General features: G+C 74.3%; 4 protein-coding genes. 1 reads left to right on the top strand and 3 read right to left on the bottom strand.

The features are described 5' to 3' along the window. Positions 1 to 17 precede the first annotated feature (17 nt). Positions 18 to 1,751 (top strand): ABC transporter ATP-binding protein, encoded by a 1,734-nt coding sequence (locus FHR33_RS14075; RefSeq protein ID WP_183647030.1) that lies wholly within the window; start codon positions 18 to 20, stop codon positions 1,749 to 1,751. On the opposite strand, the gene FHR33_RS14070 is transcribed toward FHR33_RS14075, so the two are convergent. The 3 genes from FHR33_RS14070 to FHR33_RS14060 are packed head-to-tail and all read right to left on the bottom strand — an operon-like array spanning position 1,752 to position 18,182. After that, positions 1,752 to 1,979: an MbtH family protein gene (locus tag FHR33_RS14070; RefSeq protein WP_183647028.1), complete on the bottom strand. Its 228-nt coding sequence runs from the start codon at positions 1,977 to 1,979 to the stop codon at positions 1,752 to 1,754. It abuts the gene before it with no gap. Beyond that, positions 1,976 to 17,152 (bottom strand): non-ribosomal peptide synthetase, encoded by a 15,177-nt coding sequence (locus FHR33_RS14065; RefSeq protein ID WP_183647025.1) that lies wholly within the window; start codon positions 17,150 to 17,152, stop codon positions 1,976 to 1,978. The genes FHR33_RS14070 and FHR33_RS14065 overlap by 4 nt, the downstream gene beginning before the upstream one ends. Before the next feature lie 19 nt (positions 17,153 to 17,171). Continuing rightward, complete coding sequence (locus tag FHR33_RS14060; RefSeq protein ID WP_221241090.1) at positions 17,172 to 18,182, bottom strand: iron-siderophore ABC transporter substrate-binding protein; 1,011 nt, start codon at positions 18,180 to 18,182, stop codon at positions 17,172 to 17,174. Between the last annotated feature and the right edge of the window lie 36 nt (positions 18,183 to 18,218).

The following is an 18,218-nucleotide window of genomic DNA, read 5'->3' as shown; positions in this document are numbered from 1 at the left end:
CCACGAGGAGAGGACCCATGGCGACCTCCGAGGAGCGCGAACTGCTGCCCACCGCGAACGCGGCGCAGACCTGGGCGGCGGTGCGCGAGCTGGCCCACCCCCACCGGCTGACGGCGCTCGGCGGCTTCGCCGTGCTGGTGGCGGCGACGGCGATCGGCCTGCTCACCGCCCCCGTGCTGGGCCACATCATCGATCTGGTCAGCCGGTCGAGCCCGGCGGCCGCGATCACCGAGCCCGTCACCTGGCTGGCGGCCATCGCGGTCGGGCACGGCGTGGCCACCGCGATCGGCGTCTCGCTGATCGCCAAGCTCGGCGAGGGCATGCTGGCCACGCTGCGCGAACGCTTCGTGGACAGGGCGCTGCGCCTGCCGCTCGACCAGCTGGAGCGGGCCGGCTCCGGCGACCTGACCTCCCGCGTCACCGGCGACGTCTCGGTGATCACCAACGCGGTGCGCGACGCCCTTCCCGCCCTCGCCCGCTCGGTGCTGACGATCGGGCTCACGCTGGTGGGCCTGGCCGTCCTCGACTGGAGGTTCCTGCTGGTCGCGCTGCTGGCCGCGCCGATCCAGATCCACACGCTGCGCTGGTACGCCGGGCGCGCCGTCCCACTGTACGCCGCGCAGCGCGTGGCCGTCGGCGCCCAGCAGCAGCAACTGCTCGGCACGGTCGGCGGTGCTTCGACCGTGCGGGCGTTCGGGCTCGGCGACGAGCACGTGGGCCTGGTCGCGACCAGGTCGTCGGCGGCGGTGGATCTCGTGCTGCGCGGCGCCAGGCTGGTGACCAGGTTCTACGCCAGGCTCAACCTCGCGGAGTTCGTCGGCCTGTCGGCGGTGCTGGTGACCGGGTTCCTGCTGGTGCGGAGCGGCGGCGTGAGCATCGGCACGGCAGGCGCCGCCGCCCTCTACTTCCACAGCCTGTTCACCCCGATCAACATCGCGCTCGGGCTGGTCGACGACGCCCAGGCCGCGGGCGCTGGCCTGGCGAGGCTGGTCGGCGTGGTCGGCGCCGCCGCCGAGCCCGCTCCGGCGCTGGCCTCGGGGGCGGCGGCCGCTGTCGGCGTCCGGGGCGTCGGCTACTCCTACAGGAGCGGACATCCCGTGCTGCGCGAGGTGGACCTCGACCTCGCGGCGAAGGAGCGCGTCGCGCTGGTCGGCGCGAGCGGCGCGGGCAAGACCACGCTGGCCAAGCTCATCGCGGGCATCCACCCGCCGGACAGCGGCTCGATCACCGTGGACGGCCCTGCCCGCTCGGTCGCCCTGGTCACGCAGGAGGTGCACGTGTTCGCCGGCCCGCTGGCCGAGGATCTCAGGCTGGCCAGGCCGGAGGCGAGCGACGGCGAGCTGGCCGAGGCGCTCGACCGGGTGGGGGCGCTGGGCTGGGCGCGGGCGCTGCCCGACGGCCTGGCCACCGTCGTGGGGGACGGCGGGCACCGGCTGACGGCCGCGCAGGCCCAGCAGCTCGCGCTGGCCAGGCTCGTGCTGGCCGATCCTCCCGTCGTCGTGCTCGACGAGGCGACGGCGGAGGCGGGCAGCGCCGGGGCGAGGGCCCTGGAGGCGTCGGCGGCCGCCGCGATCGAGGGCAGGACCGCTCTCGTCGTCGCGCACCGGCTCACCCAGGCCGCCTCCGCCGACCACGTCGTGCTGCTCGACCAGGGGCGGGTCGCCGAGACCGGCACGCACGACGAGCTCGTGCGCGCCGGAGGGCGCTACGCGACGCTGTGGGCGGCCTGGTCGGGCCACCGCGCGCCCTAGTCAGCCCGCGGCCCCGCCCGCTTCCATGGCCTCCACGAGGCTGCGGGGCCGCAGGTCGGTCCAGTTTCGCTCCACGTACTCCAGGCAGGCGTCGCGGGCCTCCTCGCCGAACACCGTCCGCCACCCGGCGGGCACCTCGGCGAAGGACGGCCAGAGCGAGTGCTGGCCCTCGTCGTTGACCAGCACCAGGAAGCGGCCCTCGGGGTCGTCGAACGGGTTGGTGCTCATGCGTCTCTCCTTGTCTCGGTCGTCAGGATGCGGACCAGGTCGTCCGCGAGGGACTGGATCGTGGACCTGTCGAACAGGCCGGTCGCGTACTCCAGCAGGCACACCACGGGAGCGTCGCCGCGCGGCTCGAAATAGCTGAGCGTCAGGTCGGCGAGCAGCGCGCCCGTCGGGATCTGCTCGAAGACCAGCCCGCCGAGGTCGGCCTGCTCGTGGTGGACCAGCATCACCTGCGGGGCGGTCAGGCCGAGGGCCCTCGCCACCCTGTCGAAGGCGACGTCCTGCCGGTCGAGCGCGGCCAGGTCGGTCTCGCGCACCCGGGCGAGCAGCTCGCGGAAGCCCGGCTCGCCTGAGGTGTCGGTGCGCAGGACGACGGTGTTGAAGAAGCACCCCACCAGGTCGGCGAGGCCATCCTCCGCGCGGCCCGCGACCAGGGAGGCGATCGGGAGATCGGTCCCCGCGCCCCTGGCGGTCAGCAGCGCGGCCAGCGCCGCGTGCAGCACCATGAACCTGCTCACGCCGGTCTCGGCGGCCAGCCTGTCGATGCCCGCTTGCAACTCCTCGTCGAAGGCGACCCGCAGGAAGTCACCCCGCCGCGGCGCGCCGTCCGTGCGCGCGGCGCCGTTCGAGCCCGCCCTGTCGTACGGCAGCGCCAGCTCGCGCGGCAGGCCGCTCAGCGCTCGCCGCCAGTAGGCGAGCTGTCCGCCGTCGTCGGTCTCGTGCGCCCATCGCGTGTAGTCGGCGTAGCCGAAGGGCAGCGGCTCCCACGCGGGGGCGAGGCCCTTGGTCCTGGCCTGGTAGGCGGTGGCGAAGTCGCGCAGCAGCGGCACCACGGACCACTCGTCCACGCCGAGGTAGTGCATCGTCAGCAGCAGCGCGCTGCCACCCGAGGGGTCGGTGAGCAGCCTGGCCCGCAGCGGCGGGCGGCCCTCCAGGTCGGCCGGCTCGGCCGCCAGCGTGTGGAGCGCCTCGTCGAGGTCGTCCACCCCGACGAGCTCCAGCCACTGGGCGGCGGGCTCCTGCACGAGCAGTCCGTTCCTCATCGCCACGGCCGTACGAAGGGGCTCGTGGCGGGCGGCGACGTCGGCCAGCGCCGCCGCGGCCGCGCCTTGGACGGGGGAGCGGAGCGCGAAGGCCATGTCGTAGGGGCGGCCCTCGCCCTGCCTGGTCCACTGCCACTCCTGGGCGGGCGCGGCGGGCAGCGCCCTCCGCCGCGGCACCCGCCGCCCTGTGCCGCCCCCCGCGCCCTCGCCCGCCTCTTGCCCGGTGCGAGCGCTCTCGTCCAGGCTCTTGAGCGCGTCAGCCGCGAGCCTGTCCGCCAGCGCGGCGACGGTCGGGGCGTCGAAGACGGCCCTGAGCGAGAGGCGGGTGTCGAACCGGGTCCTGATCCTGCCGATCAGCCGCATCGCGGACATGGAGTGGCCGCCGAGCTCGAAGAAGTTGTCGTGGACGCCCACTTCGGGCAGGCCGAGCACCTCCGCGAACAGCTCGGCCAGCACCCGCTGCCCGCCGGTGCTCGGACGGGAGCCGCCCGCGAGCGCCGACCAGTCGGGCGAGGGCAGCGCCGCGCGGTCCAGCTTGCCGTTGGGCGTGAGCGGCAGCGGCCCTTCGAGCACCACCACGACGGACGGGACCATCGCGGCGGGCAGCAGCCCTGCCACGTGCGCGCGCACCTGCGAGGGATCGAGCGCGCCGCGCGCCTGTGAGGAGCCCTCCGGCGGGCCCGCCGGCACGGCGTAGCCGACCAGCCGGGGCTCGGGGCCGCCGGTGTCGACGACGACGGCCGCCTGGGCGACCGAGGGGTGCCTGGTCATGGCCGCCGCGACCTCCCCTGGCTCGATCCTGAAGCCGCGGATCTTCACCTGGTCGTCGGCCCTGCCGAGGAAGTCGAGTGAGCCGTCGGCCCTCCACCTGGCCCTGTCGCCGGTGCGGTACATCCTGCTGCCGGGCGGGCCGAACGGGCAGGCCACGAAGCGCTCGGCGGTCAGCGCCGCACGCCCGAGGTAGCCGCGCGCCAGGCCGTCGCCCGCGATGTACAGCTCGCCCCCCACACCTGGCGGCACGGGACGCAGGCGATCGTCGAGCACGTAGGCGCGCGTGTTGGGATCGGGCACCCCGATCGGCACCGCGCCGGTCCAGCCGGGACGGGCCTCCCAGAGCGTCGAGTTCACCGTCGCCTCGGTCAGCCCGTAGGCCGCCATGAGGCGCAGCCGTCCGGCCCACCGCTCGATCACGCCCGGCGGCACGGTCTCGGTGCCGACCAGCACCGTGCAGCCCTCGGGGAGCGAGCAGCCCTCGGGCAGCGCGGCCACCAGCGAGGGCGGCAGCATGGCGTGGGTGATCCGCTGCCGGGTCATGAAGTCGGTCAGCTCCCTGCCGGGCACCCTCGCCTCGTCGGGGATCAGCACCAGCGTGCCGCCGTGGCACAGCGCCATGCACAGCTCGAAGACGGTCACGTCGAACCCGATGGAGGCGAAGTGCAGCACCCTGCTGTCAGGGGTGAGCCCCATCCTGTCGACGGCGGTGGCGAGCAGGCTGGCGAGCCCTTGGTGCGGAACGACCACTCCCTTGGGGCGTCCCGTCGAGCCCGAGGTGTAGATGACGTACGCGGCCTGGTCCCGCGCCACGGCCGGACGGACGGGGGCGGGCCCGTCGGGCAGGCGGCCGGGGTCGAGCAGCAGCACGTCGAGCCCGTCGATCGGGGCGGCGGCGACCACCACCCGCGCGCCCGAGTCGGCGACCATGTAGGCCAGCCGGTCGGCGGGGTGGGCCAGGTCGAGCGGGAGGAAGGCGGCGCCCAGCTTGGTCGCGGCGATCATCGTCGCCACGCTCTCCACCGAGCGCGGCAGCGCCACCCCGACCACGCTCTCGGCGCGCACACCGTGCTCGGCGAGCAACAAGGACACCCGGTCCGACAGCGCGTCCAGCTCCGCGTAGGTGAGCGACCGCGCGCCGTCAGGCGCCGCGTGGCAGCCCCCGGTGACCGCAGGGGAGTGGTCCACGATCGCGACGGTGTCGGGGCGCTCGGCGACCATCCGCCCGAACAGCGCGGGAAGGCTCTCCTCGGTCACCGGGCGGTCGGTGCCGTTGAAGCCGGTGAGGACGCGCTCGCGCTCTCCCCCGACGAGCACCTCGACCGAGCCGACGGGGCGTGCGGGATCGGCGGCGACCTCGGCGACCAGCGCCGCCAGCCGCTCGCCCAGCGACGCGATGGTGGAGCGGTCGAACAGCTCGGTGCGGTACTCGATCACGCAGGTGAGGCCCTCGCCCTCCACGAAGGAGAACACGAGGTCGAACGTGGCGGTCGTCACCTCGAACGGGTGCGGGAGCACCTCGAGGCCCTCCAGCGCGAAGTCGTCGCCCGCCCTGTTGCGGTAGCCGACCATGACCTGGAACAGCGGGTTGCGGTCGGGGGAGCGCACCGGGTTGAGCTCCTCGACGACCGCCTCGAACGGCACGTCCTGGTGGGAGAAGGCGGCCAGGTCCAGCTCCCTGACGCGGTCGAGGAGCTCGGCGAAGCTCGGCTCGCCCGACAGGTCGGCGCGCAGCACGAGCGTGTTGACGAAGAAGCCCACCAGGTCGTCCACGGCCTCGTCGGTCCTGCCCGAGATCGGCGCGCCGACCGGGAGGTCGTCGCCCGCGCCCATGCGGTGCAGCAGCGCCGCGACGGCCGCGTGGCACACCATGAACATGCTCGCCCCCGCCCGCTGCGCCAGCGCCCTCAGCCGCCCGCAGGTCTCGGGGTCGAGCTCGACCGCCAGCCGCGCGCCCGCCGGGCTCGGCCTGGCCTGATGGGGACGGTCGACGGGCAGGTCGAGCCGTTCGGGCGCGCCGCGCAGCGTCTGCCCCCAGTAGGCGAGCTGGCGCGCGGCCAGGCTCTCAGGGTCGTTCCTGTCGCCGAGCAACTCCCGCTGCCAGAGCGTGTAGTCGACGTACTGCACGGGCAGCGGCTCCCACGAAGGAGCCCGCCCCTCCCTGCGGGCGGCGTAGGCGGCGGACAGGTCGCGGAGGAACGGGCCGTCCGACCACTCGTCCGTGGCGATGTGGTGCAGCAGCAGCGCCACCACGTGCTCGTGAGGCCCGAGCCTGACGACGCCCGCCCGCAACGGCGGCTCGGCGGCCAGGTCGAAGGGGCGCTCGAGGAAGCTCTCCAGGGAGCCTTCGACCAGCTCCAGCGCGGGACGCGCCCGCTCGGGGGGCAGCACGCGCTGGAAGGGACGGCCCTCCCGCTCGACGACGAGGGTGCGCAGCGCCTCGTGGCGGGCCGACAGGTCGGCCAGCGCCGCGCCGAGCGCCTCCAGGTCGAGCTCTCCGCGCAGCCGCATCACCAGCGGGAAGTTGTAGAGCGCGGAGGCGCCCTCCAACTGCTCGATCAGCCAGAGCCGCTGCTGGGCGAACGACAGCGGAGGCTCGTCGGGGCGCGTCGAGGCGGGTGTCAGCGCCGGCCGCCGCCGCGAGAGCGTGACCCTCGCCGCCAGCTCGGCGACGGTGGGCGCCTCGAACAGGTCGCGGATCGCCAGCTCGGCGCCGAGCGCGGCGCGAGCCCTGCTGACCAGGCGGGTGGCCAGCAGGGAGTGGCCGCCCAGATCGAAGAAGTCGTCGTCGACACCGACGTGCTCCACGCCGAGCAGGTCGGCGAACAGCTCGCACAGGACGCGCTCGCGCGCCGAGCCCGGCGGGCGGGCAGCGCCGCCGCCGGTGACGGCGGGCCTGGGCAGCGCCCGCACGTCAAGCTTGCCGTTGACCGTGAGGGGGAGCCTGCCGACCGCGACGAGCGCGGCGGGCACCATGTAACCCGGCAGCCTGGCCTTCAGCGAGAGCCGCAGCGCCGCGAGGTCGGCCGCCTCGTCGTGGAGCACGACGTAGCCGAGCAGCCGGTGGCCGCCGTCGGCGACGACCGCCGCGTGGGAGACCTGCGGGTGCTCCTCCAGCGCCGCCGCGACCTCGCCTGGCTCGACCCGGTGTCCGCGGATCTTCACCTGGTCGTCGGTGCGGCCGAGGAAGTCGAGGTTGCCGTCGGGGCGCAGCCGTACGAGGTCGCCTGTGCGGTACATCAGGGCGCCCGGCCGCGTGCCGTACGGGTCGGCGACGAAGCTCCCGGCCGTCAGGCCGGGGCGGCGGTGGTAGCCGCGCGCCAGCCCCGCCCCGCTGATGTACAGCTCGCCGGGGGTGCCGGGCGGCACCTGGCGCAGCGCGCGGTCCAGGACGTACACGCGGGTGTTCCAGATCGGCCGCCCGACGGTGGGCGTCGGGCTGTCGTGCGTGGAGGCGCCCAGCGTGTTGATCGTGTACTCGGTCGGCCCGTAGAGGTTGTAGCCGAAGGTGTCCTGGGTGTCGCGCAGGGCGGTCCAGACGGTCTCGGCGACCGCCTCGCCGCCGAGCAGCACCAGCGCGGGCCTGTGCCCCTCGAGCAGGCCCTCCTCGATGAGGTGGTGGGCGTAGGTGGGCGTCACGTTGACGACGTCGACGCGCTCCCTGTCGCAGTAGGCGACCAGGGCCTCGGCGTCGCGGCGCAGGTTCTCGTCACAGATGTGCACCTCGTGCCCCTCGACCAGCCACAGCAGCTCCTCCCACGACATGTCGAAGGCGAAGGAGACCGTGTGCGCCACCCGCAGCCGCCTGCCGCCCGCGGCCGCGATCGTCGGCTCGAAGATGGCCTCGCGGTGGTTGAACTGCATGTTCGTCAGCCCGCGGTACGGCGTGACGACCCCCTTCGGCCGCCCTGTCGACCCCGAGGTGTAGATCACGTACGCCGGATGGTCGAGCCGGTGCGGCAGGCCGCGCGCGAAGCGGGGCCGCTCGTCGTCGGCAGGCTCGCAGGAGGGCAGGGCCGCGAGCCTGCGCGCGGTCGCCTGATCGTCGAGCACCACCCGCGGCACCCCCGTCTCGGGCAGCGCGACGGCGCTCGTGGTCACCACGCACACGGGCGAGGTGTCACCGATCATGAACTCCAGCCGCTCTGCCGGGTACTCCAGATCCAGCGGCAGGTAGGCGGCGCCCGTCTGGAGCACCGCGAACAGCGCGACGACCATGTCGGCCGAGCGCGGCAGCGCCAGGGCGACCACCTGCTCAGGCGCGGCGCCGTGCTCCAGCAGCAGCCTGGCCAGCCGGTTGATCCTGGCGCCGAGCTCGGCGTAGGTGAGGCTGCCCTCGCGCGAGACCAGCGCCACCTCGCCGGGCGTGCGCGCCGCCTGCTCGGCGAGCAGCTCGGCCACGGTCGCGGGAGGCAGCGGCCTGGATGTGTCCGCTCGCGAACGCTCATCGTCCAGGAGCAGGTCGAGCGCGCCGACCCGGTCGTGCGGGCTCGCGATCAGGCGCTCCAGCACGGTCGTGAAGCGCTCCAGCGTTCTGTGGGCCTCGTCCCCGCCGATCACGTCGGGCCGGTACGACAGCGTCACCCGCAGCCTGGCGCCCTGGGTCACCACGAGGGTGAGCGGGTAGTGGGTGGCGTCCACCCCCGACACGCCCACGATGCCGTTGCGGTGGGTGAACGCGGCCATCCGCTCCTCACCGCCCGCGTCGCGCAGGACGAAGAGGGTGTCGAAGAGCCTGCGATGACCGCTGTGCCGCTGCAGCTCACCCAGGCCCAGATGCTCGTACGGCATCAGCGCCACCCGCTCTTCCTGCACCCGCCGCAGCAGGCCGAGCACGGACTCACGCGGGTCGAGCGCGATGCGCACGGGGACGGTGTTGAGGAACATCCCGATGATGTCCTCCACGCCGGGCACCTCGGCAGGACGGCCCGCCACGGCCGCGCCGAAGACGACGTCGTCCCTGCCCACCGCGGCGGACAGCACGAGGGCCCACGCGGTGTTGAGCAGGGTGTTGAGGGTCAGCCCGCGTTCGCGGGCGGTGGCGCGCAGCAGGTCGCACAGGCCCGCGGGCAGCACGACGTCGAGGTTCACCGCGATCGCCGGGCTCAGTCCGTCGTCGGCAGGCCGTACCAGGGTCGGTTCGGCCAGGCCCGACAGCGCCTCGCCCCACGCCGCCAGCGCCGCCTGGGGCGGCTGGCCGGCCAGCCACGCGAGATAGTCCCGGTAGGAGCCCGAAGCCGCGGCACCCGCTGCGCCGGGAAGGCCGCTCGGTCCGTCCTGGCTCGCCTGCCCGGCGAGGCCGCTCGGCCGGTCGGGGCTCGCGTCGTCGGCGAGGCCGCTCGGTCCTGCGGGGCTCGCGGTGTCGGCGAGGCCGTCGAACAGCTGCTCCAGCACCAGCCAGGCCGACCAGCCGTCCCACAGGATCAGGTGGTGGGTGAGCACCACGCGGTCACGGCCGCCCAGACGGATCAGCAGCAGCCGCATCAGCGGCGCCTCGGCGAGGTCGAAGCGGCGCCTCCTGTCCTCGGCCAGCAGCGCGGCCACCGCCTCCTCCTGCTCGGCGGGCGGCAGCCCCGACAGGTCGACCTCGCGCAGCGGCGGCTCCACCTCCGCGCGGATGACCTGCACCGGACGCGACAACCCCTCCGCGGTGAAGGCGGCGCGCAGGCTCGCGTGGCGGGCCAGCAGCGCCGCGCACGACGCGCGCAGCCTGCCGGCGTCGAGCGGCCTGTCGAAGTCGAAGACGTCCTGGGAGGTGTAGACGTCGACCGCGCCCGCGTCGTAGCTGGAGTGGAAGAAGATCCCCTCCTGGAGCGGCGAGAGCGGCCAGACGTCCTCGACGGCGACGTCGCCGGCCGCGCGCACCAGCTCCATCTCCTCCTCTCCCAGGCCCAGCAGGTCAGGCCTGGCCCGCTCCTCTCCCACCTCGCGCGCGCCCTCCGCCAGCACCGACGGCGTACGGCGGGCGAAGACGTCGCGCGGGCTGACCGCGAGACCCATCGCCCGGACGCGGCCCGAGACGGCGATCGCGGCGATGCTGTCGCCGCCGAGGGCGAAGAAGTCGTCGTCCGCCCCCGCCTCGACGCCCAGGACCTCGGTGAAGATCTCGCAGAACAGCCGCTCACGCGCGGTGCCAGGCGCGCGCACCTGACGGGGGAGCGCGTCGGGGACGGGCAGCGCCGCGCGGTCGACCTTGCCGTTGGGCGTCAGCGGCAGCCGCTCCAGCACGACGACCGCGCTCGGCACCATCGGCGCCGGCAGCACCGAGGCCAGCGCGGCTCGCAGTTCGCCGCCGTCGGCCACCGTCCCTTCCTCCGGCACGGCGTAGCCCACCAGCCGGGTGGCGCCGCCGTGCTCGCGGGCCACGACCACGGCCTCGGCGACGCCCCGCAGCCGCGCGAGCCTGGCCTCGACCTCGCCGAGCTCGACGCGGTTGCCGTGGATCTTCACCTGGTGGTCGGTCCTGCCGACGAAGTCGAGCGCCCCGTCCGCGCGCCGCCTCACGAGGTCGCCTGTGCGGTACATGCGGGTGCCCGGCGGGCCGTACGGGTCGGCGACGAACCTCTCGCTCGTCAGCGCGGCTCGCCCGTGGTAGCCGAGGGCGAGCTGGTCTCCCGCGACGTAGAGCTCGCCCTGGTGCGCGGGGCGCAGGCAGACGTCCAAGACATACAGCCTGGTGTTCCACACGGGCCCGCCGATCGGCACGGTCGCACCGGCGACCCGGGCGGCGTCGAGGGCCGGGAAGGCGGGTCGCGCGGAGCCGTCCTGCCAGGTGACCTGGACGGTGGCCTCCGTCGGTCCGTAGCAGTTGTCCACGGGCACGCCGGTCAGCTCACGCCAGCGGTCGGCGAGGTCGGCGTCCAGCGCCTCGGCCCCGCCGAAGACCCTGCGCAAGCTGGCGGCCCACGAGGGGTCGGCGGTGACCTCCTCCGTGCCGAGGAACGCCCTCACCATCGAGGGGACGATGTCGAGCACGCTGACCCGCTGCTCCCTGATGAGCGTGGCCAGGTAGGCGGGGTCGAGGTGCCCGCCCGGCTCGGCGAGCACCACGGCCGCGCCCGAGCACAGCGGCCAGAAGATCTGCCAGACCGAGGCGTCGAAGCCGGCCGAGGCCTGCTGGAGCATGCGGTCGGAGGCGTCCATGGCGAACTCGCCCTGCGCCCACGCCAGGTGGCTCACGATCGCCCGATGCGTGACGACCACACCCTTGGGCCTGCCGGTCGAGCCCGAGGTGTAGATGAGGTAGGCGGGGTCGTCAGGCGAAGCGGCCCGCGGAGCGTCCCCGTCCGCACCGCCGGAGGACACCTCCTCCAGGGGAACGCTCTCGTCGACGGTGATGCGGGTCACGCCGTCCGGCGGGGTGAGGTCCCGGCCGCCGACGACGAGGCGGGCGCCGCTGTCGGAGAGCATGAAGGCCAGGCGCTCGGCCGGGTAGCCAGGATCGAGAGGGACGTAGGCCGCGCCCGCCTTGAGCACGCCCAGCAGCGCGACGACCAGCTCCGCCGAGCGGGGCAGCGCCACCGCGACGAACGAGCCGGGACCCGCGCCGCGGGCGGCCAGTCGCCGGGCCAGCCTCTCGGCCCTGCGATCCAGCTCGGCGTAGGAGAGCTCTGCGTAGGACGGCTCTGCGTAGGACAGCTCTGCGTGGGAGAGCTCGGCGTTCGCGAGCTCGGAGCGTGAGCGCTCGGCCTCCGGCAGCTCGGCGGGGGAGATCAGAGCCGTCGCCTCGGGGGTGCGGGCGGCCTGGGCGGCGAAGGCGCCGGCCAGCGTCGCCGGTGGAACCTCCCTGACCGCGCCCACGAGCGGCGCGCCCTCAGGGTCGGCCAGATCGATCCGCCCGACAGGAAGCCCGGGGTCGGCGATGATCGCCTCCAGCAGGCGTCGCAGCCCCTCGGCGATCTTGAGCGCGGCCTGCTCGCCGATGGCGTGGTCGAGCCTGAACTCCACCCGCTCTCCCGGCACGACCGTGAGCGAGAGCGGGTAGTGCGAGCCGTCCCGCACCTCGACGCCTGCGATGCCCTGGATGTCCCCTTCGATGGGGTAGTTCTCCACCGCCACCAGGGTGTCGAACAGGCCGGTGAATCCGGTCAGCCGCTGGATCTCGGCCAGTCCGAGGTGCTGGTGGTCGAGCAGGTCGGCCTGCTCGTCCTGGAGCCGTGCCAGCAGCTCGGCCGGACGGTCGTCCGGACGCCACGCCAGCCGTACGGGAACGGTGTTGACCAGCAGGCCGACCATCGACTCGACGCCCTCCACGTCGGCCTGCCTGCCCGAGACCGTGGAGCCGAAGACCACGTCGTGGCCGCCGGTGAGGCGGCCGAGCAGCAGCCCCCACGCGCCCTGCGCGACCGTGCCGAGCGTCAGCCCCCGCGACCGCGCCCACGGGAGCAGGCCGCCGACCTCGAAGCGCACCTGCCCTCCAGGTCCCTCCTGCGGGGCCAGCAGCGTCGGCCCTTCGAGCCTGTCCAGCGCTCGCCGCCAGGCCTCGCGCGCCGCCTCCCTGTCGCGTCCGAGCAGCCAGGTGAAGTAGTCGCGGTACGGCGTGACGCGAGCCCGGTGATCGCCCAGCAGCTCCCGCAGCATGATCGGCACCGACCAGCCGTCCGCGACCAGGTGATGCAGCGTCAGGACGAGCGTCGAGCCGCCGACCAGCGCCGCCCTGAGCAGCGGCGGCTCGGCCGGATCGAAGGGCCGCGCCAGCTCCTGCGCGGCGACGGTCTCCACGTCCTGGTCGTGGACCTCCCGCCAGGGGACGGGCGCGTCGCGCACGACGAACTGCGTGACCCTGCCGTCGTCGCCGCGCAGGAACCCGGCGCGCAGCGGCGCGTGCCGTTCCACCAGACGGCGCAGCGCGGCGCGCAGAGCGCCCGCCTCGGCGGGGCCCGCCAGCTCGATGACCTGCTGGACGGTGTAGACGCCGGGGTCGGACAGCGAGTGGAAGTACAGCCCCTGCTGCAGGGGCGTGGCGGGCAGGGCGTCCTCGAGCTCGGGGCCGAGCGCGTCGATCTCCTCCTGGGACAGCGCGACCATGGGGAAGTCGGAGGGCGTGTGCCCCCCGGCTCCGGGCTCGCCCGCGTGGACGGCGAGCGCGCCCAGCGCCTCCAGCCAGCCCTGGGCCAGGTCGGCGACGTCGGCGTCGGCGAGCACCCCGCCGGGCCACGACCATGTGGCGCTCAGCTCGGGCCCCTCCGCGCCGTCGCGGACGAGGGCGTTGATCTCCAGCGGGTGGGAGAGCGGCATGCCGGGGTCCCTCCCGGCGGTCAACGGCTCGGCGTCGTCGGCGGGCGCCCAGTCCGCGCCTTCACCGGACCTGAAGCGGCCCAGGTAGTTGAACAGGATCGAGCCGGCGGGCCGGCCCGGGGCGGGTACGGCCCGCAGCCGCTCCTTGACCCGCTTGATCGCGCCGCCCGTCGTAGGAGCGTCGCCCAGCTCAAGGGGGTCGAGCACGACGGGGGAGACCGTGGTGAACCAGCCGATCGTGCGGGTGAGGTCGGCGTCGCCGTCGCGGCCGTGGCCTTCGAGGTCGACCTGGACGGGGTCGCGCCGTCCGCGCGAGAGAGCGTGGGCGAGCGCGGTGAGCAGCACGTCGTCGACCGTGCCGTGGTAGCGGGCGGGCAGCTCGGCCAGCAGCGGCGCGGTCTTCGCGACCGGCAGACAGACCGTGAGCGAGCGCTCGCCCGCCGCGGTGTCGAGCGAGGCGTCCAACGCCCGCAACCCGAACGGCTCCCACCCGGAACCGGCGCCCGGGTCCCCGGCGCCCGGGTCCCCGGCGCCTGGGTCCCCGGGGCCCGAGGGCCCCGCCACGCCGCCGGAGGCAGGATCGCTCTCCCGCAGATGGGACCAGCGGGTGAACGAGGTGGCGACAGGGGGGAGCTCGACGCGGGCGCCGTCCGACAGCGCGCGGGCCGCCTGGGCGAGGTCGTCCAGCAGGATGCGCCACGAGACGCCGTCCACGACCAGGTGGTGGACCACCAGCACGAGCCGCCGCTCCGCCTCCAGCCACACCGCCCTCAGCATCACCCCCGCACGGGGATCCAGCCGCGCCGCCGCCCGCGCCCGATGCGCGGCGACCGTCCCCGATCCCGCGCGGGAGAGCACGTCGCCCGCGCGCACCGAGCCGGGCGGAGGCACCTCGAGCTCCCAGCCCTCGTCGCTTCCCAGCAGCCGCGCGCGCAGCATCCCGTGATGGTCGAGGACGGCCTGCAGCGCCCCCACGAGCACCTCGGGGTCCAGCTCGCCCGGCAGGCGCACCACCACCGACTGGTGGAAGCCGTCGATCGGCCCGCCCCGCCGCCTCAGCGCGGCGACGATCGGGGTCTCGGCCGCGAGGCCGACGCCGGGGTCGTGGGCGGGCGCGGCGGACGTCTCCGTCCTGCCCCTGGCCAGCGCCGCGACCGTCCTGTGCAGGAAGACCTCGCGAGGGGTGAGGGCCATACCCTCCCGCCTGGCCCTGTTCACCAGCTGGATCGCGACGATGCTGTCGCCGCCGAGCTCGAAGAAGCTGTCGTGGACGCCCACCGACTCCAGGCCGAGCACCTCGGCGAAGACCCGGGCGAGCGTGCGCTCGGCCGGGGTGGAGGGGGCGGCGCCGCCCACCGGCGCGGTCCAGGAGGGATCGGGCAGCGCGCGCCTGTCGAGCTTGCCGTTCGGGGTGAGCGGCAGCGGGCCTTCCATCACCACGATCGCGCTCGGCACCATGTGCTCGGGCAGCGCGCTCGCCGCGCGCCCGCGCAGCCGTCCCGCGTCGAGGTCGCCCGAGCCTGTCACGTAGCCGACCAGCCGCTTGGCGCCGCGGTGGTCCTCGAGGGCGACGACCGCGGCCTGGGCGACGGAGGGATCGGCCATCAGGACGCTCTCGACCTCGCCTGGCTCGATCCGGTGACCGCGGATCTTGAGCTGGCCGTCCTCGCGGCCGAGGAAGTCGATGTTCCCGTCGGGGCGCAGGCGCGCCCTGTCCCCGGTGCGGTACATGCGCTCGCCCGGCGCGCCGAACGGGTCGGGGACGAACCGCTCGGCGGTCAGCCCAGGCCTGCCGAGGTAGCCCCTGGCCAGCCCACGGCCCCCCACGTACAGCTCGCCCGTGACGCCCGGCGCCACGGGGCGCAGCGCGGAGTCGAGGATGTGACAGCGGGTGCCGGGGTCGGGCAGGCCGATCGGCACCGGCCCCCGCCAGCCCTTCTCCGCCTGCCAGAGCGTGGAGTTGACGCTCGCCTCCGTCAGTCCGTAGGCGACCACGACGCGAAGCCGCTCCGCCCACCTGGCCACCAGCTCGGACGGCACGGTCTCGGTGCCCACGACGAGCACCGCCCCCTCGGGCAGCTCGCACTCGGCGGGCAGCGCGGCCACCAGCGAGGGTGGCAGGATCATGTGGGTGACGTGGTGCTCGGCGAGGTAGCCGGTCAGCTCCACCCCCGCCACCCGCCGCTCGGCGGGCACCACGACGAGCGTGCCGCCGACGCACAGCGACATGATGAGGTCCCAGACGGCGACGTCGAAGCCCGCAGAGGCGAACTGCGCGACCCTGCTGGTGTCGTCGACGCCGAGGCGTCCGGTGGCGGTGGCGATGAGCGCGCCGACGCCGTCGTGGGTGACCACCACACCCTTCGGACGGCCGGTCGAGCCCGAGGTGTAGATCACGTACGCGGCGCGGTCCCCGCCCGCGTCGGGCAGGTTCGGCGCGGGCTCGGGGCCGAGCTCGTCCATCAGGAGGCGGGGCAGCGGCAGCTCCTCGGCGTGGCCGGCCACGGAGACCACCAGGCGCGCCCGCGCGTCCGCCACCATGAAGGTCAGCCGGTCGGCCGGATGGTCGGGGTCGAGGGGCAGGTAGGCGGCGCCTGCCTTCATGACGCCGAGCAGCGCCACGACCAGGTCGGCCGAGCGCGGCACGGCCACCGCGACGACGTCCTCGACGCCGATCCCCCTGGCGCGCAGCAGGTGCGCGAGCGCGTTGGCCCTGCCGTTCAGCTCGGCGTAGGTGAGCCGCTCGCTCTCGCACACGACCGCGACCTTGCCGGGGGTGCGTTCCGCCTGCTGTTCGAAGGCGGAGGTCCACGAGAGCTCGGCCAGGTCGGGCAGCGGGGCGAGCGGCGGGGCGGTGGACAGCTCGATGCGGCCGAGCGGCAGGTGAGGCCGCTCGGCCATCGCCTCCAGCACGAGCAGTAGGCGCCGTTCGTGCTCGGCGAGCTCCTCCTGACCGCAGACCGACGCGTCCGCGTCGAGGTCGATGCGCAGCCCGTGTCCTGCGGGCCTGTCGTAGACCGCCACCGACAGGTCGCTGACAGGTCCGAGCGACAGGTAGTGGATGGCGGCGGCGCTCTCGCCGAATCTGATGCCCTCGTGGAAGGGCATGACGTTCACCGTGGGCCCGATGAGCGAGCGCAGCCCTTCGGGGTGGCCGAGCTCTCTGGCCAGGTCCTCGCCCCGGTAGCGGGCGTGCGCGGCCAGCCGTCCGACCTCGTCAGCCACCGCCGCTACCAGCTCGGCGGCGGTGGTGGCCTGGCGCACGGCGAGCCGCAGCGGCAGGACGTTGGACATCAGCGCGGGGGAGTCCTCGCCCCTTCGCCTGGCCGTCACGGGGAGCCCGAGCACGATGTCGCGCTCGCCGCTCGACCGGTGCAGGTAGGCGCCGACGGCGGCGATGGCCAGGCGCGACAGGCGGGTGCCCATGGCGGCGGCGGCCTCGCGCAGCAGGTCGGAACGCTCCACCGAGAGCTCGACGGTCCTGCGCACGACGTCGCGTGCGGGGACGGGCGGGCACTCGACCAGCCTGGCGGGTTCGTCGGGCATGCCCTTGAGCCTGCCGTGCCAGAAGTCGCGGTCGGCCGCGTGCTCGGCGGAGGCGCGGTAGGCGGTGTCCGCCGCGACGAGCCCTTCCAGCGACCAGTCGCCTGCGGATCCCTTCGCGCCGCCGTACAGCTCGGCGGCGCGCTGGATGATCCGCAGGATGCCGAAGCCGTCGGTGACCAGGTGGTGGTAGCGCTGGTACCACCACAGCCTGCCGTCGTCGAGCTGCAGCAGCGCGTGCCCGTACAGCGGGCCTGTGGCGAGGTCGGCGACGGTCGCCATGTCGGCGGCCATCCACGCGCGGGCCCGCGCCTCGGTCAGCTCGAGCACGGAAGGCGACCAGCCGGCGGGCGGGGGCGCGGGCGTCTGGACGGGGCCGTCCCCGCGCTCGGCGACGACCACGTGCAGGCTCTCGGCCTCCTCGACGGCCCGCCGCACCGCCGCCGCCAGCACGGAGGCGTCGGCGGGCGGTTCGGCGGGCAGTTCCACGTAGCAGCCGATGGTGTAGGCCGGGCTGTCCGGCTCGAACTGCTGGGCCAGCCAGATGCCCGTCTGGGCCCCGGTCAGCGGAAGGACGGACATCTGGCAGCCTTTCGGTGGGTCACTTCTTGAGCAGCGGGACGACCTGGTCGATGGCGTACGGGATGCTGAGCACGGTGTTGAAGGACAGCGCCGCGCCGATCGGCGGGTCCTGGTAGGTCAGGAAGAGGTCGCGGCTCTCCTTGGCGACCTTCAGCTGCTTGTAGACGCTGTCGTTCTTGATCCGCTCCCACGGTTGCTTGCCGGTGGTGAGCCAGACGAGGCGGTCCACCTCGAGCAGGTCCATGCGCTCGGAGCCGAATTCGACGCCGTTGAGCTTGCCGGCCTCCTTGGTGATCCCCTCGGGGACGGTGAATCCCAGCTCGGCCAGGAAGGCCGACTTGGGGTCGCCCTTCTGGAAGGCGAAGTACTGGCCCGCCTTGAAGCTGTCGGCGGCGACCGCGGTCAGCCCCTTCCACTGCGGGTTGGCGGCGCGGGCCTGGGCGAACCTGTCCTTGATGCCGGCGATGAGCCGCTCGGCCTTCGGCTCCTCGCCCAGCGCGCGCCCCGCCAGCAGCGTCATCTCCTGCCACGGCGCTGCGTAGGGGTCGTAGCCCTTCGGCTGCGCGACCACGGGAGCGATCTTCGACAGCTGGTCGTACTGCTCCTTCTGGATGCCCGAGTACATCGCGAAGATCAGGTCGGGCTTGAGCGCGAGGAGCTTCTCCATCTTGACGCCGTCCTCGCGCAGTCCGAGCACGGTCGGCTCGGCGCCGCCCCACACGCCCGTGGTCCAGGGCCAGTCGGTGAACGGGGTGCGCTGGAACCAGTCGACCACGCCGATGGGCTTGAACCCGAGAGCCAGGACGGGTTCGTGGTCGCTGAGGCCGATGGTGACGATGCGCTCGGGTCGCCTGGCGATCTCGGTCGTGCCGTGCAGATGCTCGACCTTCACGGGGAAGGCCGCGGCCGGGGCCGAGCCCGAGGCGGTGGGGGCGGGCGTCGCGGCCGTACCGGCGGGGGTCTGGCCGCCGCAGGCCGTGACGACGGCCAGCGCCAGGACGGCGAGCACCATCGACAATCGTGTGGACATGGTTCCCTCTTCTTGATCTGAGTACTAAGGTAAGCC

Origin of the sequence: Nonomuraea dietziae (assembly GCF_014195505.1) — a bacterium.
GTDB lineage: Bacteria > Actinomycetota > Actinomycetes > Streptosporangiales > Streptosporangiaceae > Nonomuraea > Nonomuraea roseola.
The sequence above is the reverse complement of the archived record's forward strand: the minus strand, read 5'-3'. Positions and strand labels throughout refer to the sequence as shown.